Consider the following 21,282-nt stretch of genomic DNA (forward strand, 5'->3'; position numbering starts at 1 on the left):
TTTTTTGTTTTAAAAATGAGAAAAAGGGTCATTGCTTGTGTTTTTGAAGGGGCTGTTTATACTGAATATAGAGAAAAATACAAAGCGAAGAATCGTTGAGGGAGTGTCAGCATGTCCAAATTATTGTCACCAGTGAAGCTAGCGAATTTAGCATTGGCCAACCGCGTCGTTATGTCGCCGATGTGTATGTATGAAGTAAAAAAAGAAGACGGTGTTGCGGAACCCTTTCATTTTGTTCACTACGGGGCACGAGCATTAAGCAAAGTCGGCTTGATCATTATTGAAGCGACTGCCGTTGAACCAGACGGACGAATCACAAACAATGATCTAGGGTTATGGAATGAAGAGCAGCAAACAGAGCTGACGAAATTGGTGGAACTGCTGCATGGGTTCGATGCGCAAGTAGGCATCCAACTAAGCCATGCAGGACGAAAAGCAGTTGATGCCACCAATCCTTTGGCACCAAGTACCGTTGCCTTTAACGAACGCTACCCGTTACCGTCAGAAATGACCCTGTCGGAAATCAAACGGGTGCAAGATAGTTTTGTTCAGGCTGCCCAACGAGCAGCCAAAGCGGGTGTCACGATGATCGAACTTCATGGGGCTCATGGCTACTTGATGGATCAATTTCTTTCGCCTCTCGTCAATCAACGAACCGACCTGTATGGTGGTTCCTTAGAGAATCGGTATCGCTTTGTAAAAGAAACGGTACAAGCAGTTCGAGCAGTCTTTTCTGGGTCCTTGTGGATGCGCTTGTCACTGACAGACTATGAAGAACCAGGACGCCAAAATTCGTTGGAAGATTGGCAGCAAGTAGCCCAATGGCTTCAAGCAGATGGCATTGATTGTCTTGACTGTTCCACAGGCGGTGTGGTGGATAAAAAGCCTAATATTCCGATCTATGATGGCTACCAAGTGCCCTTTGCTGCAGCTATCAAGCAAGTGGTCGATATTCCCGTAACAGCAGTCGGTTTATTGGATAATCCTGATCTTTGCGAATATCTTTTGCAAACCAATCAAGTGGATTTGGTTTTACAAGGCCGCGCATTGATCAGAAATGTCAACTGGTTGGCAGATGCAGCGGCGAAACTTCACGATAAGTCCTTTCAAGCGTACAATGATTCCTATCAACGCGGGGGGAAGCGTTGATTCATGTTTTATTACATGAGCGTTGATTCGAAAGAATGACTTGTAAGTGTAGATATCGGAAATGGAAGAAAAGTAGAGATTTACTTACGGTTCTTCTTTTAAAAAATTTTTTAGTATAGGTTAGGTATTAATCGAAATAAGAGAGCAATGGACGATGATTTGTCGTTCTTTGTTCTTTTTTTTGACTTTTATAGATCATTTTTATGAACTTATCCCACTTTTTTTCGTCTATTTGCATTAAATAGCTCATAGCATTGAACTGTTTAGTTCACGATGGTATAGTTTAGGCAAGTTTTCGAAAACGATTACAAAAAATGGAGGTGTTGAAATTGGATATCGGTCAACTGATTGATGAACGATTCATTTTATTTGATGAACAAATTCGGACAAAAGAAGAATTGTTTACTCAAGCATCTGTTTTATTCGAGTCCTCAGGAGTTATCAGTAATATAAAGAAGTACAAAAACGATTTATTTCGTCGCGAGAAACAAACCTCTACTGGGATTGAGGATCATTTTGGTATTCCTCATGCAAAAAGTAAGGCAGTGCTAAGACCCGCAATCGCCTTCGTAAAGTCGAGTCCAATTACTGATTATCAAGCAATTGACGGAACGGCAGTCACCTATTCTTTTGTCATCGCAGTACCTGAAAAGAGTACTGACGATCATTTAATCATCTTAAGCAATCTCGCACGATTGTTGATGCACGAAGGATTTCGAAATGCAGTAAAAAAGGCAGAAGACGCCTCAGATATTATTAACAATATTCAATCAAATCAATCAGAAAAGAGGGAACCTGTATGAAAATTGTCGGTATTTCTGCTTGTCCGACTGGAATTGCGCATACGTATATGGCTGCTGAAAAACTGGAAAAAACGGCAAAATCATTGGGATATACAATCAAAATCGAGACACAAGGTGTAAAAGTCGAAAACATTTTGAGTACAGAAGAAATTCAACAGGCAGAGGTTGTCATTTTAGCGGTTGACAAAGAAGTACAGACCGACCGATTTGCTGGAAAAAAAGTTAAAAGAGTGTCAACCGCAAGAGCAATCAGAGAACCAGAAAAAGTAATTCAAGAGGCAATAGATGGGGTAGAAGTGACCACGATTGCCCAAGCCGAGCATGCTTCAAACGAATCTGGAAAGAAAGCTGGCATTTATAATCATTTCATGAATGGCGTTAATTACATGTTGCCTTTGGTTATCGCCGGTGGAATTTTAATTGCGTTTAGTTTTGCTTTTGGGATCAATGCAGCTGATCCTAGCGATCCTTCATACAATCAAATTGCCGAAGTTTTAAGCACGATTGGTGGGAATACGGCTTTTGCATTGATGGTTCCTGCACTTGCAGCAGGAATTGCCACTTCCATTGCAGGTAGACCGGGCTTTGCCGCTGGTTTGGTTGCGGGAACGATGGCGGCAAGTGGAGGATCTGGTTTTTTAGGTGGGATGGTTGGTGGTTTACTCGCTGGGTATGCTACGGATTATTTAGCGAATAAAGTAACAGTAGCAAAATCATTTGCCGCACTCTATCAGTTGATTATTGTTCCTTTGATCTCAGTTGCTGTGACTGGCTTTGCCATGTTTTATTTCATTGATAAACCAATCTCTTATGTATTGGATGCTTTGACGAATTGGCTTAATGGACTTGGTTCTACGAGTGGTGTGGTATTCGGCTTACTGATAGGCATTATGCTGGCAGCTGATATGGGCGGTCCCATCAATAAATCGATTTCAACCTTTAGTATTGGTTTGATGTCGGCAGGAGTTAATGCACCAATTGCGGCTTGTATGGCTGCCGGGATGACACCGCCTCTAGGCATTGCCTTAGCTTCTATCTTGTTTAAGCAAAAATTTACTCAAGAAGAACGAACTTCCGCTCAGTCTTGCTGGGTTTTGGGATTATCTTATATTACTGAAGGTGCGATTCCATTTGCTGTCGCTGACCCATTACGAGTAATACCTAGTTTGATGGCAGGTTCAGCAACCGCTGCTGCAATATCAATGGGCGCCGGCGTAACTTCATTAGCTCCACATGGGGGTATCTGGATCTTACCGATTCCCAATGTATTGAACAATCCGTTGATGTATGTCGTGGCAATCGTTTCTGGAACGGTGGTTACAGCATTGATGTTAGGATTTCTGAAAAAATCTAGAACTGAAATGGAACGCCAACCAACCGATGAAGGAAAACTGATTTAGAAACTATTTATAGGTTGAAGCGCAACGAATCAAAAGAAAAGAGGAATGTCACAATGTTAATGACAATGAAAGAATTACTTGCTGTAGCAAAAGAACATAAATTTGCTGTTCCAGCATTTAATATTTGCAGTTTTGATATGTTAAAAGCAATCATGGAAGAAGTTGAGGCACAGGATGCACCAGTCATTTTAGAAATTCATCCTGATGAGATCGAATACTTAGGAGATTGTTTCATAGCGACAGTGCGGGAGTACGCATTAAAAAGTAAGGTACCAGTCGTTATTCATTTGGATCACGGGGGATCAATCTACGATGTCATGCGTGCGATCCGTAATGGCTATACCTCGGTGATGATCGATGCATCATTAGCCGATTACGAAGAAAATAAAAAAATCACGAAAGAAGTTGTTGAACTGGCACATACGGTTGGTGTCAGCGTTGAAGCAGAAATTGGTACGATTGGGAACAACGGCTCCGCAGAAGGGGGAGCTGCAGAAATTATTTACACAGATGTCGACCAAGCCGAAGACTTTGTACGCGCTACCGGCATTGACACCCTTGCCATTGCGATCGGAACGGCTCATGGGTTGTATCCAAAAAATATCATCCCTAAACTGAACATCGATTTGTTGAAAAAGTTGAACGATCGTATTGCTTTACCATTTGTATTGCATGGTGGGTCAGGAAACCCAGATCATGAAGTGCGAGAGTCTGTAAAATATGGCGTATGCAAAGTAAATCTTAGTTCTGATTTGAAATCCGTATTTTTTGATTCAGTCAGAAAAGTATTGACGGAAACCCCTGCTATGTATGAACCAAATCAAGTATATGTACAACCAATAGAAGATGTGAAAACTGTTGTACGCCATAAATTGACACTGCTGAATACGGTTGACAAAGCAAGTTTTTATCAGAGATAATATAGGAAATGATTGATTGGCACAGGATTAAATTGGTGGGAATTTCTTTTTTAAAAGGAGTTTATGTATGGGGAAAGCAAAAGATGAGCGTAAGCAGAAAATCATGATGTATTTAAATGAAACGAAATTTGCTTCTCTGGGGGAATTAGTTGAATTCTTACATTATAGTGATGCTACGGTCAAACGCGATCTGATTGAACTGGAAAACGAAGAACAAATCAGACGTACCCGAGGTGGTGCTATGCTGATCGATTCAGAGAAGGTCGATGCGGCTTATCTGACAAAAGTGGGGAATTATGTCAATGATGAAGAAAAACGCAGAATTGCAGAACGTGCAGTGACGTATATTGAGGACGATATGACCATTTTCGTAGACAGTTCTAGCACAGCTTTGCACCTGATCCCTTACCTGAAAAAAATTCATGGGTTACGAGTGGTAACCAATAGTGTGCTAACTGCCGCACTACTATCGGAACATACTGCTGCTGAGGTGACCATCGTTGGCGGGACGGTAACGAACAAAAAGTTTACCGTTAATTCAGTTACAGCAGTCAACCAGCTCAGGACCTATCATTTTGATCTTGCGCTTCTCTCTTGTAGGGGATACGATGAAGAAAAAGGAGCCACTGAGAATACTGAAGGGGAAGCAGTATTTAAACAGGTATTGAAAGACTGCACCGAAAAAATTATTCTAATGGTTTTAGAATCAAAGCGGAATAAAGTATATTTTTACAAGAGCCTCTTACCCGAGGATATCGATATTGTCATCTAGAAAAAAAGCATCGAGTTTGTCAAAAACGGTCTTATTTAAAAGGCCGTTTTTATTTTCACTACTAGTATGCTTTACAAACTAGTGACAAACACGTATACTAGGTACAACACTAGTTTGTATAACAAACTAGATAAAGGGAACCAAAGGAGGGAAATCGTGAAAGAGACGCAATTGCTAAAAGGGGTTTTGGAAGGGTGTGTTTTGCAAGTGATTGCTCAAAAAGAGATTTATGGTTATGAACTGGTACAGGAACTGAAGCAAAGAGGCTTTGAAACGATCGTTGGCGGCACGATCTATCCTTTGCTGCAGAAGTTGGAAAAACAAGAACTTATTACCTCTGAGATGAAAAAATCACCTGAAGGACCTGATCGCAAGTATTTCTCGATCACCCCGAAAGGCATAGACTATTTGGCACAATTTAGAGAACAATGGACGAACCTAATGAAGAAAGTCGAAGGATTATTTAAGGAGTGAGGAAACATGGCAAATAAACAAGAGACGACCTATTGGCGAGAGCAAACCAATCTGATCGAGCAACAATTCAATGAGAAAAATCGCCAATTTTTTGATGATTTTCGAAGCTACCTCTTACTTTCCAGCCTTTTTTACGATGAGCATAAAGTCACAGAGCAGGTATACGCGATTGCAATGGATTTATTAGAAGCACAAACTCATGGAGAAGAGGCGCAACACTATTTTGGCAATGATCCGAAAGGGGTGGCAGATGAACTGTTGGCAAACACGCCAAAGAGCAATCTCAAAGAGCGTCTCAAATTGGCATATCTAGCGGTTGGTATCAGTTGGGGGATCAAGTTTATAGCTGATTTTACAAATCAAGGACCACTGGTTCTTAACCTGCTGGATTATCTTTTAACAGGATTGGTAACTGTGGTAGCGGTCATCGGGATTTTTGCGATCATCAGCAAAACCATCTATCAAAAGAAGGACACAAGCAAGGTGATTCGTTTCGGCTCCCTTTGGCTCGTTGTGAGTGGCTGGATTGGTCTTTCACTGTTGATCAATCTGCTGACCCCAAACTGGTGGCTCCTGACGATCGCATTTCCTTTTGATGTAGTATTGGTTGGCAGTTTGCTGGTAGCGGCGATCGTTTTTGTTGTATCACGCAAAGAAAAAGCTTTTTATCCGATCGTTTTTCTACTGGGGGTATTTGTGTTGCTTGGTTGCCTACAAAAAGCCATGGCATTTTATCACATTGGGGAGACCGGAGGACTTTTGACACTGCTCGTTGTAGGGTTTCTTATTTTTCTCTGGTGGACCCGTCGAGTGATGAAAAAGCAATAAGCAAAGCCAGAAACAAGTGTGTTGCTTGTTTCTGGCTTTTTTACATGGACAAAAGCATTATCCTGAGGAATCTTTCTGCTTCATGCTACACTTAAAAAAGAAACGGAGGGAAATCAAGATGTTGACAACAGATCGGTTCTTTCACGGCCACGACAAGCAGACCGCTTTTTTTGAAGGCTGGTACCATAAGCACCAAATTGGTGAAGAAGTCTATGCTTTTATTCCTGGTCTTTCGATTCAAGAAGACGGTACCAAAGAAGTGTTCATTCAAGTGATCAATCATGAGGGCGCGCATTACTTCTCCTTTCCAGAAACTGATTTTCAGGTTTCAGAAGAGGAGCGAAAAGTAACGATTGGTGACAATATCTTTAGTGAAGCAGGCATTCAAGTTTCTTTAAAAAATAACGATCTCCAAGTACAAGGAGCAGTAAAATATAACGACCACAAACCGATTCAGCGGACACGTTATGCGCCGAGTATCATGGGGCCTTTTTCGTACCTGTCATTTATGGAGTGCTACCACGGTGTCTTGAGCATGAGTCATACCTTAGAAGGTACGCTGTACTGGAACGAAGAACCAATCGATTTCACGAACGGGATCGGTTATTTGGAAAAAGACTGGGGTACCTCCTTTCCAGCAGCTTATATCTGGGTTCAGTGCAACAGTTTTGATGCACCAGATGTACGGTTCTTTTTCTCCGCAGCCGACATTCCCTTTGCTGGTTTTGCTTTTTTGGGAACGATTTGTGTTCTGCAAGTCGGCAGCCAAGAATATCGTTTTGCTACTTATCATGGTGCAAAGATTCATGATGTCAAACGTACGGAAGACCGTTTAGTGATCCATCTCAAACAAAAACAGTGGCTGCTGACGATCGAAGTGTTGACGAAAGAAGGCCATTCGTTGTTAGCACCTTCTATTGGGCAAATGAATCGGATCATTCGCGAAAGCGCCAGTACGGAAATTGCCTTGACCCTTTTAGAAAATGGGCAGGAGATCTTGCGGCAGACAGGAACGTCGGCTGGTTTTGAAGAAGTAGCGAATCTGCGAGGATTTCACTATTAAAAAAAGGCGGGAAAAAAGCAGAAAAATTCGTTTCTTTTGATATACTAGTAGATAGTTACTGCGAAAACACGTATCTTTGGAGGGAAACGGATGGAAAAAATAACGAATGAGACACTGTTTGAACTGAAAACGATTGCGCAGCCTGCAGTGGGGCAAAATCAGGTTTTTTACTTGGAAACGGCAGTCAACCAAGAGACTAATACGTATGATTCAGCGATTTATAGTATTGACCCAAAGACCAACGAACGGCGTGAGTGGGGCACCGAAGCGACGACCCACAACAACCTAAAGGTCTCGCCAGATGAGCAAAGGCTCAGTTTTGTGACGACCGATCCAAAGAAAGGTGAAAGTACGTTATGGACGATGCCAGTGTCCGGAGGCAAGCCCCAAGCACTTGTCACTGAGAAGGGTCTGGGGGACTATTTTTGGAAGCAAGACGCAACGGCGGTCTATTATAAGCTGGCACAAGAAGAGCCGGTCTCAGAGAATCAAGACGACACAGAAAAGACGGACAAGCAAAAGGAATTTCCAGAAGTAAAAGCTACTACGAAAGTCAATTATTTGGCGGATGGCGTCGGATTTTTAAAAGAAAAAAAACATTCGATCGTCAAAAAAACGATCGCGACACAAGAAACGGAACTGATTTTTGAGCATGATTCTCCCTTTGTTTTTTCTGGCATCGCGGATGATCAGAAGACGTTGTTCCTCACCTTTGACAAAGAGGAAGAAGATGAATGGGACTATGGCTCGAAGGTTTGTCTCCTTGATAGCCAGACGAAAAAGACAGAAAGTTTAGAAAACATCCTGCCAGAAGGAACCTACACTTTTGCTGCTGTGCGCAATGATCAGCTGTTACTATTAGGCAATGATCTCTCTTACGGATTTGTGACCTTGGATGATTTGTTTTTGATCGACTTAAAAACGAAAGCAGTCAAAAATCTTTCCAAGGAGTTAGATGTTGCCTTTGGCAATGCGATCATCAGTGATTTTCAACAAAAAAATCGTGGCGTAGCGATCACCTGGTTGACGGATGACACATTCCTTGTACCCGTAACAGAACATGGCAAGCTACAATTGTACCGTGCCACGACCCAAGGAGAATGGACCAAACTACTTGATGAAAAAATGGATATCCTCGATGCGGCGATCTATTCAGAAGCCAAACTTGCTGTTGCTTATGCGACGCCAACGATCCCTAGTCGCTTAGCGTTGATTGACTTAACAAGTGGCGAAGTAACCGATCTCTATGATCCTAACCAAGCAGTTATGTCACAATTAACGATCAGTAAACCCGAAGCGTTTTGGTACGAAGGAGCAGATGGCTGGCAAATTCAAGGCTGGTATTTGCCTCCGACCGAAACAAAGGAAAATCATCCAGCGATTTTGTACATTCATGGCGGTCCGCAGGTCTGTTATGGGGAAACATTTTTCCAGGAGATGCAAGTCCATGCCGCTAATGGCTATGGGGTCATCTTGTTGAACCCTCGTGGCGGGCAAGGATACGGTCAAACATTTGTCAAATCGATTTTAGGTGATTATGGCAATAAAGATTATCAAGACTTGCTGTTAGGGGTGGATGCCGTGATGGCAAACCATCCAGAAATCGATACGAACACCATCCATGTGGCTGGCGGCAGTTATGGTGGCTTTATGACCAACTGGATCATTGGCCATACCGATCGTTTTTGCGCGGCCGTTACGCAACGCTCGATCTCAAATTGGATCAGCTTTTATGGGACGAGTGACATTGGACCTGCCTTTGTCAAATTCCAATTGTTGCGGGAACTTGATGAGACCGAAGGACTTTGGAAGATGTCGCCTTTGGCCTATGCCAGCCAAGTCAAGACACCTACGCTAGTCCTCCATGGGGAAAATGATTTGCGATGTCCGCAAGAACAAGGACAGCAGTTTTACATGGCATTGCAACGTCAAGGCGTCGATACGAAGCTGATGCTGTTTCCCCAATCCTCTCATGGTTTATCACGCAATGGCTTGCCGAACCTGCGGATAGAACGCTTGCAGGCGATTAGTGAATGGCTTGCGTCACATGAGAACCAATCAGTAAATTAACCGAATGAAATCACCTGACAAAGAATCACGACTTGGGCTGCTTGAAAAGCCCAACCAGTGATTTCTTAAAGATCAGGTGATTTTTTTGCGGGATCAAAAGCTATAGGTTCCTGATATCTTGCCGCCAATGACAGCGACGGTTGAAAACAAATTCATATGACGTTTTCTTCACGTGTTAAATAACAAAAAGAAGAAATAGTTTTGCTTGCTTCCTGTGTTTTAGTGTGATATGATACAAAACGTAATCGTTACACTTTGAGTGTTCTTTTGGTGTGACGCAAGAGAAAGGAGCTGGTTATTATGAGAAACAATATTATTTTGGCATGTGTGGAGACAGGGGAAAGACTTTATTTGACCAATAAGAACCAGCGCAATACGCCGGAACGTTTAGAATTAAAAAAATATTCACCAAAGTTGCGGCGCAGAGCGATTTTTCGTGAAATCAAGAAATAGGAAGGAATATAACTGAATGGCAAAAAAATCAAAAATTGCAAAATACAACAAACAAGTACAACTCATCGAACAATACCGAGCAGTACGTCAAGAACTAAAAGCACAAGGAGATACCCAAGCATTGGCCAAACTACCGAAGGATTCGAATCCGACTCGTTTGAAGAAACGGGATATGATCGATGGTCGTCCGCGCGGCTACATGAATAAATTCGGCATGTCACGGATCAATTTCCGTAAGCATGCACATCTCGGAGAAATTCCCGGCGTTACAAAAGCAAGCTGGTAACAGAAAGGAGTCAATATGGAAAAAACGGACTTGTCTAGTGCGTATCGACGTTTAAAGAGCCCGAACATCAAAACAAGGAAACGCGCATTAAAGATCATTCATGAATTTAAGCGAAATAAACGAAAAAATGCATTGCAGCTGCGTGCATAATGAGAAAGTGAAAGAAAGTTGGAAATGACATGGCAGTACCTGCAAGAAAAACATCAAAAGCAAAAAAGAATAAGCGCCGGACCCACTATGGCGTCAAAGCACCAGCGATTTCGTTTGATGGGACAACAGGAACCTTCAAGCGCAGCCACCATGTATCATTAGCAGAATATAAAGCGCAGCACCCAATCGAAAAGAATTAACGCCGTCTTATGACGCCGTCCAGAAAGCAGGGGGAAAATGGAGATCATCTATCCGTCATTGATTGAAGAAGCCTATCGTCACAGTAAAAAATTTCATCCAGAGATCACCAAAGAGGCAATCTATCGCCATTTTTACGAAGCAGGCTTGATTAAAGAAAACGGCGATCCGACGGAAAAAGCCTTGTCAGAAGGGGTCGTTAAAGATTATACTGAGGACTGGGATCTTACCTTTGAAGAATTTTTGATGATCTACCCCGTGTTTCGTTCCTTTGACTCAAAGCATTTCAAGAAGATCGAGCATTTTTGGGAAATGGATTTGGCTTTGCAAGAACAAATTCTTGCCCAATGGGAGCAAGAAACCTTCACAGAGGAAGAGATCATCGACCTAACTGCTTTTTTTGAAGAGCGATTACCTTCTAAAAAGGAACAGTGAATGAACCATGAAAGGCGTACATGTGATGAAAAAGACGATCCAGCCATTTTTAAAACTTCTAAAGCCCTATGATTATCTGCTGTTTGTTCTGTTAGTTGTCGGCTCTTTTTTACCACTTTTTCTATTTGAAGCACAAGCTCAAAGTGATACCGGCGATCGGTATGCAATCGTGCGGATCAATGGAGAAGAGGTTGACCGTTTTAACTTAGAAGAAATCGATGCGATGGAAAAAACCTACTATCCAGCAGAAGGTCAGTACAATATCGTCGAGATCAAAGATGGCGCGATCCGAGTTCGTGAAGACAATAGTCCCGACCAGATTGCTGTCAAAACCAGCTGGATCTATCGCAATGGGCAGACGAGCATTTGCCTGCCTCATAAGCTGGTGATCGAGATCAAGCAAGCCGGTGCCTCTGACTATTTAATTTATTAACAGAAAAAGGAAGCCAGCTGAACAATTCCTGTTCAGCTGGCTTTTTTATGAGGATGAGCAGAAGAAGCTGTCAAAACCGACAATCGACCAACGTGTAAGTCAGCCAGAAACAGCGTTTTTGATACAAGAAAAGCGCAGAATTCCAACCGTCAGAAGAAATGGGAACTATGGGTGGAAATAGCAATCTCTGTCCAATCGTTCACAAAAATTTCTGCCCAATCATCTAAAATAGTTGGGGAACTGCGGCTCTATTTGGTATACTTAGGCAAGTCAGTTCCTTTGAAGCTTCTTTTTCTAAGGACTATGAACGAGCGATGATACAAATATGACCAATTTTCGGAAGTGATAACTTTACTAGATGGGGGCTTAACGAAGATGGGAAATGAAACAATTTGGGAAAACACAGACAATTTTTATCTGTTATGTCAACCAATCATGCAGGTAGAATCGCTAAGTCAGCAAGAGGTGAACGGCTATGAGGTCTTGCTGCGCAGCGAGAAAAACAACCGCTTTCCGCAACAAGAATTCAGCGCAATGATTCAATCTGAAAGTGGCAACCAGCAGTTGATGGAGTGGTATGCCCAGGAGCTGCGACGGTTGTGCCAAGAAAAGCCGAAAACCCGCTTTAGTGTCAATATTCATCCACAACAGCTGCTGTGGCAGTCAACGTGGACCTTTTTTGATGGGATGACTGCTCACAAAGAGCAGTTGCAGATCGAATTAACAGAGCATCCTGTAAAAGGTCAGCATGATTCTTTTGATTTGTCTACTGCCCTTGCAAAAATCAAAGCCTATGGCTATGTGATCGCTGTCGATGACATCGGCTGTGGCTAAAATACCCTGTCATTGGTCTTTGCCAATCTTGAAAATGTGGATTGTTTGAAATTTTCACTACTGCCGTTTATTCAGCTCGATGAGGAGATCGGGTTTAGTTTCTTGACCTGTTGGTTGAAGGTCGCCAAAAAGTATCAGCTTGAGTTGATCGTTGAAGGCATCGAGACCCGCGATAAGATGGCGCAACTGCTTGAGATGGGGGTTCATTTACAACAAGGATATTTATGGTCTAAAGGAGAGCGATTGTGATGGAATGTTAGAACGAGGCGTGCTCTTGGCGTTTGGTTTGCCGCTGATGATTGCCAGTTTACTGGTGACCGCAGATGTTTTTGTACGAAGTGTGCAAAAAATATCGGTTTCTCGTCCATTTAAGTATTTTATTATTGGTATTCTGACGTTTACGCATTTGTATTTTATTCTTTCTTTCTCAATGAATTCAGTTGGGTTTATCTGTTATCAATACACAACTGCTTTTATTGCGAGTCATTTTTTCTATGGTGATCGTGGCAAGATCTTGATTTTGATAACGCCGTGTATGGTCGTGTTCTATTTACTGTTTGTCGGTTTTTCTGACATTGGCAAAGCCTTTTATTTACCACTATTAGGTGTCGGCGTCTTTGTCCTTGATTTTCTCTTATCAAAAATCAAGCCGTTGCGTCCGCAACAGCAATTTTATTTGATGTATTTTTTGACCTGTCTGATCTCACCGCGTTTTTCGATGTTGGTCCATCATACGACGACCTATGACTGGGAAGCGATGTTAGCAGTACTTGTTGGTTCTTTTGTGCTGTTGGGTGGCTTTATGTGGCTGCATCGGTTGATTGAAGGCGAAGAGTACCAAGTACTGGCAGAGTTGGCGAATAGTAAGATCGATGCGTTGACCGGCTGCTTCAACTATGGGACCTATAACCACGATCTGCTTCAAGCCGTTTCACAGAAAAAGACTGTGACGATCGCCATGATCGATCTCGATCACTTCAAAAAGGTCAACGACCGTTATGGTCATATCGCCGGAAATGAGCTATTGAGAACTTTCGCCTCACGGACGTCCACTTTTTTAGATGCGCATTTTGCCGAGACCTTTTCCTTTTATCGTTATGGCGGCGAAGAGTTCTGTGTCGTGATCGAAGGGGATGTCAAAGAACAGACCGTAGCTGCGATGACGACACTGTGTCAAACCATTTCTAGTAGTATGTTTCCTGTCGCTAATTTTGAAAAAGGGACGATGTCTTTGTCTTGCGGCGTTGAAGCGAGCACCGTTTGTCATGGGGATATCTTGGCAGCCGTTGAAAGAGCCGATCAAGCACTCTATCTCGCAAAACAAAGTGGTCGAAACCGGGTGTGCACCTTGCCTGAGACGTAAAAAAATAATGGAAAAATAATTTGCACAAATTCACAAAGAATTAAATGTTTATGCACAAAAAGTTAGTAATAATAAAGAAATAATGTTATTTATTTATAAAATATACATTTTGATTATTTTATTTATCTTGAGAATCTTCGCATATTAACAAAAAGATTGAAACTATGTATAATTTCTGGTAAATTATTCTAAATCAAGAGTGATAAAAACTGTCAATAATTAATAGTGATTCTTACTTGATGCTTTGTCCGCTTTTCCAATGAAATGTTTCTGGAATTGTCCCGTCGAATCAGCAAGTAAGGGTTCTTTTTTTTAGAAAGGAAGCACAGGAAATGGCAAATACGCTGGTTGTCAATACACTCGCAAATTTAGGCGCAATTATCATCAATATTTATTTGTTATTCAAAATCAGTGACGGATTCGTTGGCCAAGGGACGTTCAAAGCGAAACAGATCGCAGCGGCGATTGCTTGTGAAACCGTGGTGGGGATGCTGATGATGAATTTCTCTTATGTCGTATACGAAACGCGATTTGACCTGCGCTTTTTGCTTTACGCTTTTTCCATGAAATATCTGGGGTGGAAGGTGACCGTACCGACGATGGTCAATCTAGCGTTAGGGCGTTTCTTGTTTGAAGTATCAAAATCGTCTTGGTTGAACTTATATCTTACGTTTTTTTTGATAGTGACACTGACATTTCTGCATGCTTGGGCCAAACGGCGATTTACTGACAAACAAGAGTTATTCCTATCAATTACCTACTTGATCGCTATCTCCTTTCTTTTTGGTTTTTATCTGACGGGCGATATTCAAAAAACGACCCTAATTTATATAGTTTATGGCATTCTCGCCTATACGTTGGCGTTTTTCCTTTACTCGATAGTAAATGATATGCAGCGCATTTTGGCATTGGTCAAAATCGATGATCTTACGCAGTTGAACAACTTCCGTAAATTTCAAGATGACCGCCAACGCCTAGACACGACCGAGGTGGACTTATCGATCGCTTTGATCGATATCGATCATTTCAAAAATTACAATGACCGTTACGGACACCGTGCTGGGGATGTGATTTTGCAAGAAATCGCTCGTATTTTTTCGACCTACTGTACGGCGAGCAACCCGGTCTATCGCATCGGTGGGGAAGAGTTTGCGATCTTGATCCAAGGAGACGCACAGGCTGCTGCTGATCTCCTCGAAAAAATCCAAAAGCGCATCCGTTACCAAGAGATCATCTTGGATGCAGGCGATTCGGTCAGCATCACGTTGTCGATTGGGATCGCACAACGGCAAAAGGGCGAGTTGCTACAGCAAACACAAGAACGAGCCGATCAAGCATTGTATCGAGCCAAGCGCAGCGGTCGCGACCAACTCTGTCTTTACTGACGGGGTTGGCTTCTTTTCTTTTTTATTTTCAAAAATACTACCTTAAATGAGGAGCGCATATGGAAAATAGTTTAATCATGATTCCTTCGCTAGAACCTGACCACAAACTGCTGGCTCTGGTGGAGAAAATTCGTTTGCATAACCAGCACCTGCCGATTTTGGTCGTGGATGATGGCAGTGGGGTAGCTTATCAGCCTGTCTTTTCGGCATTGGCACAGCAGTTTGGTTGTCAGGTTTTGACCCATCCAAAGAATCTTGGAAAAGGCGCAGCCATCAAAACCGCTCTCACTGAAGTGCTGACAAACCAGCCAGCTGTTGAATTTATGGTGACCATTGATTCGGATGGGCAGCATGAGTATACCGATATGATGGCTTGCTTAGCAAAGGCCCAAGCCCATCCCGACAGTATTATTTTAGGGACCCGATCCTTTGGCAAAGAAGTGCCCTTGCGGAGTAAGTTCGGCAACATTTTGACCCGAAATATCCTACGTTTAGCGACTGGTCTTGCCATCGAGGATTCGCAGACGGGCTTAAGGGTTTTCCCTCGGAAATTCATGACAGATTTGTTGGCGATCTCAGGTGAGCGCTTTGAATATGAAACGCGGATGCTGATCGAAGCCCAGAAACGGGGGTGGCCGATTCTCTCGCAACCGATCGCCACTATCTATATTGAAGAAAATGCCTCTTCCCATTTTCGGGTCTTGGCAGATTCCGTCGCTATCTATAGCGTCTTTTTGAAGTATTTGTTTTCATCTGTGGTCTCCTTCTTTGTCGATGTGATTGCCTATGCGTTATTGATCCATTTCTTGTCTGTCATCGATCTGTCCTCCATCGTGATCGCTTCGTTGGGTGCCCGCTTGATTTCGGCGATCGTCAATTACTACATCAATCGCGAGCTTGTTTTTGGTCAACGGACAAAGAACAGTATGCTGCAGTATTTTTTATTAGTGATCGTACAGATTTTGCTGTCCTCTTTCCTCGTCTACCTGATCTATTTGATCCTGCCGATCGGGGATTCTGTGTTGTTAAAAATAGGCGTCGATTGCCTGCTCTTTTTCTTTAGTTACCATGTGCAAAAAAATGTCATCTTTAAGGAGTGATTGAGGTGGAACAAAAACGTTTGCCTTGGGCGAAAAAAGTCGTTTACTTTCTGGCGTTTGTCTTTTCGCTGATCTATTTATCATGGCGGGGGCTGTATACATTGCCATGGCACGAGTCTTGGTTTGCCCTGCTGTTTGGTTTGCTGCTTTGGGGCAGTGAGATCGTATCGAACTTTACGGGCTTGCTGTTGATTTGGAACAAAAACAAAGCAAAGCCTTTTGAAAAACCGATCGTGCCAGAAGCCGACTATCCAGCGATCGATGTGTTGATTGCTACCCATAATGAAGAAGTGCCGCTTTTATTAAAAACAGTCAATGCGGCAGTTCATATGAAATACCCCGATCCCAAAAAAGTTCACATCTACTTGTCAGATGACACCAACCGTCCAGAGGTCAAAGCACTGGCAGATAAATTTGGCATCGGCTATATCGGATTGACAGGCAATCAGCATGCCAAGTCAGGCAATCTCAATCATGCATTGTCAAAAACCAATTCGCCGCTAGTGGCGACCTTTGATGCAGATATGATCCCTTACTCAGATTTTTTGCTGGAAACAGTGCCATATTTTGTGGCAAATCAGCAGGAACGCCGCAAAGATCAGACCATCAAACCGTTGGGCTTTGTCCAAACACCGCAAAGCTTTTACAATGCGGATCTTTTTCAGTACAATCTTTTTTCAGAAGCGGCGATCCCTAACGAGCAGGACTTCTTTTCCAGAGAAGTCAATGTTTTGAACAACGCCCATGATACAGCTATTTATACAGGATCCAATACGGTGATCGCACGAGAAGCGATCGAAGCCGCTGGCGGATTTCCGACGGACACGATCACGGAGGATTTTGAATTAGGCGCCTTGATCAATTGCCAAGGTTATCGCAGTTTATCAACACTGCAGCCCATGGCCAGCGGTCTGTTTCCCATTGATATCCCAAGTGCCTTAAAGCAGCGGATTCGCTGGGGAAGAGGAGTGGTCCAAAGTGTCCACAATCTCCATCTTTTTAAGAACAAGACGTTGTCTTTGGCGCAAAAAATGGTTTTCTTAAACAGTTATTTGTATTGGTGGTCGTTTTTACGTCGGTTGCTGTTTATTTTCGCGCCGATTTTGTACACCGTCTTTAATGTAAGGGTCGTAGAGACCAACTTTTGGGTCTTGCTACTGTTTTGGCTGCCAAGCTATACGTTCTTGCATTTGGCGATGCAGGATTTGAGCAGTGATATTCGAACGCAGCGCTGGGGCGAGATCCAGGAAACGATTTTTGCACCTTACCTAGTGATTCCTGTCTTTTTACAAGCCATTGGCATCAAAGAGACCCGTTTCAAAGTGACCAATAAAGCAGCAACTCAGTCTAAAAAAGACTTGTTGTTTGTGGTGCCGCATTTGTTGCTGTTGATTTTGACGATTATCGGCTTAGTGAAGTTTAATTACGGCAAATTCGGTTCAGAGATTTTCTATGGCAGCGTGTTGACCTTCTGGCTGCTGACCCATTTCTTTAACTTAACCTTTGCGGTCTTATTTTATCTCGGTCGCCCGATTTACCGAACGACGGAACGGTTCAGAGCCCATTATCCTGTTGAAGTTTCCGACCAAGACGCCAGCTATTCTTTGATGACAGAAAATATCTCAGAAAACGGCTTGTCCTTCGTTTCTGACGTTCCTCTTTATTTTCCGCCAGATGCGCAGCTGACGTTTAAAATCACCCGTAACGGCTACCAAGCAGAGATGACGGGAAACGTCGTCCGCGTCTTTTCAGGCAAGGATCGCTGGGTCTATGGGGTTGCTTTACACCAATTATCAGAAAAAGACTACTTGGCTTATTTGCAGATCATTTATGATGGCTTCAATCAAAGCCTGCCAGTTCTGCGTGACCCGTGGATGACCTTCTTTGACAGTCTTTTTGAAAATCTCGGTAAGCATCTGCTGCAAGCCAAACAAAAGCCATTGCCGCCTCAACGAGTGCCCATACTGACCATTGATCAAAAATGGAACTTTGATGAAGGAACCTTTGCGGTCACAACGTTTGGTTTTGACCAGCTCACGTTGGTAAAAACAGAAGAAGTCGAGATGCCTGCCCGTCTAACCTTGCCGATCAGTAATCTTGTGCTTCACGCTGAAAAAGCAACGCTTCAACCAACAGAAAATCAAGTGATTTATCAAGTAAGCAATCTTTCCGAGCTGCGTTTTACAGCAGCCTTTCAAGAATGGGTGGACAGCTTGCTGAGAAAGGAGGAAGATGATGATCGAGATCCTGCTGCGATTTAGTCTTTTTGGTTTATCATTAGCTGGCTATGCCTATCTTTTTGTACGAGTTTGCCATTTTCCCAAACACATCAGCTGGATCGCTGCTTGCTGTTTGCCGATCCTCGTTCTTTCCTTTGTCGCATATGGTCCAAAAGGATGGTTGATTCGGGGGGCATGGGTTTTATTTGGTCTTGGCTTACTATTATGCGTTTGGCGTTTTTGGCAGGAGCGCCATCAGGTGCGTTGGGGCTTACAAGAGCCAATCATGCTGTGGTTTTACGGCTATTTTACTTTGTTCGTTTTAACCTTGCTTCACAGTCATTTGACCCACTATGACAACTTCTCCCATTGGGCGACGATCGTTAAATTCCTTTATACGCAGGGACAATTGCCAACGGCAGCCGATGCCATCATCAGTTTTACTTCCTATCCTTTAGGCAGCTCGCTATTTGTTACTTATACAGCAATCATCGTTGGCTATCATGAGAATGTCTTGCTGATTGGTCAATTGATTTTGATTTTCTGTAGTCTGTATAGTTTTTTTGCGATTATTCGTGATCCGAAAAGAAAGCTGGCTTTTGTCCTGATCTTCACCAACATGGCCGTTTTCAATTATTTTAATATTGCGATTCGAATGAATAATTTGTTAGTAGACTTTATCCTGCCAGTGTTGACTTTAGCTGGCATCGCTGGCTTATTCGCTTTAAAAGGCAAAGTACTACCGTCGATCGGTTTCTTTCTTTTGATTGGCGCCTCTCTTGATTTGGTCAAAAATAGCGCCGTCTTTTTTCTGCTGATTTTAGGTGGCTATTTACTAGTCTGCTTGTGGCAGGCATCAGTTCGTTGGCGGCAACGGCTGGGCATGATGATTGTAGGATTAGCTGCCATTGGGCTATCTGTCCTGCCGGCGATTCTTTGGAACCTGCATGTCAAAGCGAATTTTCCTAAATCGAAGCATGAAGTCAGCGTGACCGCTTATAAACAGATTTTTGGCGAAAAGGATTCTCAGATACTGCAGCAGATAACGGATGTTTTTGTCAAAACGATCACGGCTGTTGCGACGATCTCCACGCAAGGGATTCTCTTGATCCAGGTCATCCTTTTGGGCAGTTGGCTATTTGTCCGATTTATCATGAAAAAACGCAATCCATTTTTAAAAGAACTGCTGTTGATCGATGGTATCATTGTGGGGTATTATTTAGGAATCTATGCCATGTTCTTGTTCTCGATGCCCACTGATGAAGCACTGTCTTTGGCAGGGTTCGATCGCTATGCCTCAAGCATCGTGATTTTAGCACTTGGCTTAATGACCTTTTTCATGGTCCGAGGCATTGATCATTTGTATCATGAACAAGCAATCGACCGGCGAAACTACCGTAGCTTTGCCAGTTTGACCACAAAAAAAATCTATCAATACAGCACCTTGATTCTGTTATTTTTTGCGACATTGCTGATCCTTTCAGAAAATAATGGCATGCGTTATACCAATCGTGAATATGCTGCTTCGATTCCAGCACAAGTTTCAGCCGTTACTGGCGATCACTTTGACCTAAACCAGAAAAAATATTTGGTGGTCAGTACTAACAAAGAAGCAGTAGATAGCTACTTAGTTGGCTATGTCGGCAAATATTACTTGTTTTCACCCAATGTCGATGGGCGAGAGAATTTCCTCTTATCCGATGCAGATTTTCGCACGCTATTAAAGCAATACGATGAAGTCGTCGTCTTAGAAGAGCACTATACCTTTAATGCCATGACGAAGAAGCTAACAGGCAAGACCTTTGCCCCAGGCGTTTATTCGGTGGCGGAGGTGTTGGGGCGTTAAATGAAGATTATACACAAAAAAGCCGATCCTACTCTAGAGAGGATCGGCTTTTGTGGTGTCTGAAGGTTGATTTATAAGGAATGAGCATCAATAAAAGGAACGGCTGACATGCGTATAGGCCCTAAAAAGTTAAACTTTTGCGGTCGTACTTTCTACACATGGTAGTAAGTGCTTTTTTAATAAGAACCAGTCCTACCGTCCATTCTCCGTCTGGCGATAATCACTAGGTGAAATGCCGACTTTTTTCTTGAATAAACGGCTGAAATAGGCGGTGTTTTCGATGCCGATCGCCAATGAGATCTCTTTGATGGAAAGCCGAGAATAGCGCAAAAGGTCTTTCGAATAAGAGATGCGTTTGCTGATCTGGTACTCGATGGGGGGCAAGCCCATATATTTGGAAAACTCCTTGACGATTTGATACTTATTGATATGATACCTTTCCTCCAAAGATTCCAAGGTGATCCCTTGACGGAAATCTTCTTCTAGCTGGTCACGAATCTGCAAAATATAAGGCGGGATTTCACTATCCGAAAAGTCGAGATGATATTTTTGCAGGAGCAGCTCATTGAGCAGCTGATGGATCAAAACAGAGCTTTGGAAGGCAGTTTTCGCATTTGGTTCTGGCTGTAACATCAATAAATCTTGTAAGACCAAATGGATCGGATTTTGACGGCTGCTGGCAGGATTGGTGTGAAAAACTGGACTGCCATTTTTGAGGAATTCCTCATAAAACGCTGCGACGTTGGCGCCATATAGATGGATCCAGTCCATTTCCCAGGGCTCTTGACTAACGGTACGGTAGTACTGATAGTCTAGACAGTCGATAAAAAACACATCACCTGCTTTCAATTGATAGCTTTTTCCTTTGTAGCGCAATTCACCGCAGCCGGACAATGTATACTTGATCAAATAAGAAGGCAGGTTCTCTCGTTCTGTAAAGTAAGGTTTGCTGGCTTTGAAATAGCCGATTTCTTGAATGTAATAGAAAAGTTCACGCTGCTTTTGGGTTGAAGTATTGATGTAACGCAGTGAATCAGTTGACCATGAGTGGTTGGCTTTTTCCCAGTAATCCATCGGATCCTCCTTTTTACCAAGATTGTG

The 21,282-nt window shown here is 42.8% G+C and carries 21 protein-coding genes and 1 pseudogene; 21 read left to right on the plus strand and 1 reads right to left on the minus strand.

The genetic code is table 11. The features are described 5' to 3' along the window. Positions 1-111: 111 nt before the first annotated feature. The 21 genes and pseudogenes from IGI96_RS12010 to IGI96_RS12110 all read left to right on the plus strand — a co-directional run bounded on the left by IGI96_RS12010 (position 112) and on the right by IGI96_RS12110 (position 20,181). Positions 112-1,149: an NADH:flavin oxidoreductase/NADH oxidase gene (locus tag IGI96_RS12010; protein ID WP_016610585.1), complete on the plus strand. Its 1,038-nt coding sequence runs from the start codon at positions 112-114 to the stop codon at positions 1,147-1,149. Positions 1,150-1,469: 320 nt separating this feature from the next. Then, positions 1,470-1,952 carry a PTS sugar transporter subunit IIA gene (locus tag IGI96_RS12015; RefSeq protein WP_231473535.1) on the plus strand — a complete coding sequence of 161 codons (483 nt, stop codon included), beginning with the start codon at positions 1,470-1,472 and terminating at the stop codon, positions 1,950-1,952. Further along, positions 1,949-3,352 carry a PTS fructose transporter subunit IIC gene (locus IGI96_RS12020; RefSeq protein ID WP_016610587.1) on the plus strand — a complete coding sequence of 468 codons (1,404 nt, stop codon included), beginning with the start codon at positions 1,949-1,951 and terminating at the stop codon, positions 3,350-3,352. Before IGI96_RS12015 ends, IGI96_RS12020 begins: the two co-directional genes overlap by 4 nt. 53 nt (positions 3,353-3,405) lie before the next feature. Continuing rightward, a complete protein-coding gene (locus IGI96_RS12025; protein WP_086338603.1) occupies positions 3,406-4,272 on the plus strand; it encodes a ketose-bisphosphate aldolase in 867 nt (288 codons plus the stop codon). 67 nt (positions 4,273-4,339) lie between these two features. After that, positions 4,340-5,044 (plus strand): DeoR/GlpR family DNA-binding transcription regulator, encoded by a 705-nt coding sequence (locus tag IGI96_RS12030; protein WP_016610590.1) that lies wholly within the window; start codon positions 4,340-4,342, stop codon positions 5,042-5,044. A gap of 156 nt (positions 5,045-5,200) precedes the next feature. Further along, complete coding sequence (locus IGI96_RS12035; protein ID WP_008377296.1) at positions 5,201-5,518, plus strand: PadR family transcriptional regulator; 318 nt, start codon at positions 5,201-5,203, stop codon at positions 5,516-5,518. Between the two features lie 6 nt (positions 5,519-5,524). Next, the gene (locus IGI96_RS12040; protein WP_438785177.1) at positions 5,525-6,346 is read left to right on the plus strand and encodes a hypothetical protein; all 822 of its coding nucleotides are present in this window, start codon (positions 5,525-5,527) and stop codon (positions 6,344-6,346) included. Positions 6,347-6,464: 118 nt separating this feature from the next. Continuing rightward, the gene (locus IGI96_RS12045) at positions 6,465-7,409 is read left to right on the plus strand and encodes a tocopherol cyclase family protein (RefSeq protein WP_034858240.1); all 945 of its coding nucleotides are present in this window, start codon (positions 6,465-6,467) and stop codon (positions 7,407-7,409) included. Between the two features lie 90 nt (positions 7,410-7,499). Continuing rightward, positions 7,500-9,479 carry a S9 family peptidase gene (locus IGI96_RS12050; protein ID WP_016610594.1) on the plus strand — a complete coding sequence of 660 codons (1,980 nt, stop codon included), beginning with the start codon at positions 7,500-7,502 and terminating at the stop codon, positions 9,477-9,479. A 300-nt stretch (positions 9,480-9,779) separates the two neighbouring features. Next, complete coding sequence (gene rpmG, locus IGI96_RS12055) at positions 9,780-9,932, plus strand: 50S ribosomal protein L33 (protein WP_005225339.1); 153 nt, start codon at positions 9,780-9,782, stop codon at positions 9,930-9,932. Positions 9,933-9,948: 16 nt separating this feature from the next. Then, entirely contained in the window at positions 9,949-10,218 is a 270-nt protein-coding gene (gene rpsN, locus IGI96_RS12060; protein ID WP_005225340.1) for a 30S ribosomal protein S14, read from the plus strand. Positions 10,219-10,233: 15 nt separating this feature from the next. Then, positions 10,234-10,368 carry a putative metal homeostasis protein gene (locus IGI96_RS12065; protein ID WP_005237325.1) on the plus strand — a complete coding sequence of 45 codons (135 nt, stop codon included), beginning with the start codon at positions 10,234-10,236 and terminating at the stop codon, positions 10,366-10,368. A gap of 29 nt (positions 10,369-10,397) precedes the next feature. Next, positions 10,398-10,568, plus strand: coding sequence for a 50S ribosomal protein L32 (gene rpmF / locus IGI96_RS12070; protein ID WP_005225341.1), 171 nt, complete (start codon positions 10,398-10,400; stop codon positions 10,566-10,568). A 37-nt stretch (positions 10,569-10,605) separates the two neighbouring features. Then, positions 10,606-11,001, plus strand: coding sequence for a hypothetical protein (locus IGI96_RS12075; RefSeq protein WP_005225342.1), 396 nt, complete (start codon positions 10,606-10,608; stop codon positions 10,999-11,001). 25 nt (positions 11,002-11,026) lie between these two features. Further along, on the plus strand, positions 11,027-11,434 hold the full coding sequence (locus IGI96_RS12080) for a NusG domain II-containing protein (RefSeq protein ID WP_005237322.1): 408 nt from the start codon (positions 11,027-11,029) through the stop codon (positions 11,432-11,434). A 375-nt stretch (positions 11,435-11,809) separates the two neighbouring features. Next, positions 11,810-12,517 (plus strand): annotated as a pseudogene (locus IGI96_RS12085) (EAL domain-containing protein). A gap of 4 nt (positions 12,518-12,521) precedes the next feature. Further along, complete coding sequence (locus IGI96_RS12090; RefSeq protein ID WP_086338601.1) at positions 12,522-13,631, plus strand: GGDEF domain-containing protein; 1,110 nt, start codon at positions 12,522-12,524, stop codon at positions 13,629-13,631. A 332-nt stretch (positions 13,632-13,963) separates the two neighbouring features. Next, complete coding sequence (locus IGI96_RS12095) at positions 13,964-15,016, plus strand: GGDEF domain-containing protein (protein ID WP_086338600.1); 1,053 nt, start codon at positions 13,964-13,966, stop codon at positions 15,014-15,016. A gap of 59 nt (positions 15,017-15,075) precedes the next feature. Continuing rightward, the gene (locus tag IGI96_RS12100) at positions 15,076-16,116 is read left to right on the plus strand and encodes a bifunctional glycosyltransferase family 2/GtrA family protein (protein ID WP_074932399.1); all 1,041 of its coding nucleotides are present in this window, start codon (positions 15,076-15,078) and stop codon (positions 16,114-16,116) included. Further along, positions 16,113-18,377 (plus strand): glycosyltransferase family 2 protein, encoded by a 2,265-nt coding sequence (locus tag IGI96_RS12105; RefSeq protein WP_438785178.1) that lies wholly within the window; start codon positions 16,113-16,115, stop codon positions 18,375-18,377. The genes IGI96_RS12100 and IGI96_RS12105 overlap by 4 nt, the downstream gene beginning before the upstream one ends. After that, on the plus strand, positions 18,352-20,181 hold the full coding sequence (locus tag IGI96_RS12110) for a hypothetical protein (RefSeq protein WP_034858247.1): 1,830 nt from the start codon (positions 18,352-18,354) through the stop codon (positions 20,179-20,181). The genes IGI96_RS12105 and IGI96_RS12110 overlap by 26 nt, the downstream gene beginning before the upstream one ends. Before the next feature lie 192 nt (positions 20,182-20,373). On the opposite strand, the gene IGI96_RS12115 is transcribed toward IGI96_RS12110, so the two are convergent. After that, a complete protein-coding gene (locus IGI96_RS12115) occupies positions 20,374-21,255 on the minus strand; it encodes an AraC family transcriptional regulator (RefSeq protein WP_005225353.1) in 882 nt (293 codons plus the stop codon). Between the last annotated feature and the right edge of the window lie 27 nt (positions 21,256-21,282).

It is taken from the genome of Enterococcus sp. DIV0421 (assembly GCF_051713745.1).
In the GTDB taxonomy this organism is placed as follows: Bacteria; Bacillota; Bacilli; order Lactobacillales; family Enterococcaceae; genus Enterococcus_D; species Enterococcus_D casseliflavus.